This is a genomic window from Microcystis sp. M53602_WE12 (assembly GCF_030065455.1).
Taxonomy (GTDB): domain Bacteria; phylum Cyanobacteriota; class Cyanobacteriia; order Cyanobacteriales; family Microcystaceae; genus Microcystis; species Microcystis aeruginosa.
Window position 1 is genome coordinate 1 of sequence record NZ_JASJFB010000173.1, and the last position, 1,171, is coordinate 1,171.

A 1,171-nucleotide genomic window follows, 5' to 3' on the forward strand; every position below is an offset into this window, starting at 1 on the left:
ACGTTTTTTTGTCTTTGCTGAAGCGGTAATCCGTTTGAGTTCTTTTTCCAGAGATTCGGGAATTTTTGTCCAATCAATTAGTTGGTGAACTTCAGGAAAGAAGAAGTATAAAAACGCTTCAAAATACTCGGTTAATGCTTCTTTCCAGGGTTCATCATAATTGGCGGTTGTCTGTTTCATTATGACAATTTTAGTGGGTTGTTGTCAGAAGGTGATGGCTAACACAAACTAAGCAGTTAAAGTATTTAACCAATTGATTAAATCTTCAACCGTTGAGAAATCGAATAAAGCTTCTCCTAATACTTCGACATCATCAATACTTAACTGCATAATTTTAGTTTCTAAGGAAGGATTAATCTCCCCTAACTTGCGTTTAATTTGACGAAGAATCAATGTCTTTTCGCGTTCGATACCTTGTTCGATACCTTGTTCGATACCTTGACGCATCCAACTGGTGGTAATTTGCATAACTCCCTCCTGTACGGGTTGACTAAATGTGCTAATCTCTTCTTGAAATTGTCTCTCTTCCACCGGATTTAGATTGAGATAAGTATCAATAAATCCAGAAATCAATTGCATTCTCGCCGCATCTAACCTTAAAGTGATTAACAAGCGCAGACATTCCGCCTTCACCTTAGCTCGCTCTTTCTCGGCAATGTTCATCTTCGCCATCAAAGCTGAAGCAACTGGATTCGTTTGATTGAGAAAATCTCGCCAATTTAATCGATTTAACTGCACTACTTGATAATTAAATTCTAAGACTTTTAAATCGGGAAAATCGACTACATATTGACTAATCGCTGCTCTTTTTGGCTTTGAATAAGAGAAAATGACAATCGGATAAATCGGTAAGACAAATTTCTCATGAAAGCGAGCAAAATAAGTAAACATTCGCCGGTTAAACCACTTGCGGGAACTTTCCTGCGCCTCTACATGAATCAGAAAAAACGATTCTTTTCCGCGAAACTTAACCTGTGCGACTAAATCGCTTTCATGTCTTTCTCCTTCCGTGACATCGGTAAATACTTCTGGCTCTTCGGGACTTGGTATGGTTCGATATGGGGGCATAAATCGACTAAATCCTTATCTGGCAAGAGATTTAATTGATTAGTTCGCTCTAGAGCAAAAACAATTGACAAAAATCGCTAAATGCCTTTCTCTATAAGGGTTC

General features: G+C 38.1%; 1 protein-coding gene and 2 pseudogenes. All 3 read right to left on the bottom strand.

What is annotated here, in order from left to right; all coding sequences use genetic code 11:
• Positions 1-180 (bottom strand): annotated as a pseudogene (locus tag PX482_RS06740) (hypothetical protein); the annotation flags it as partial.
• 48 nt (positions 181-228) lie between these two features.
• Entirely contained in the window at positions 229-1,068 is an 840-nt protein-coding gene (locus PX482_RS06745; RefSeq protein WP_502846659.1) for an Rpn family recombination-promoting nuclease/putative transposase, read from the bottom strand.
• Positions 981-1,171 (bottom strand): annotated as a pseudogene (locus tag PX482_RS06750) (hypothetical protein); the annotation flags it as partial. The pseudogene PX482_RS06750 and the gene PX482_RS06745, both read right to left, overlap by 88 nt.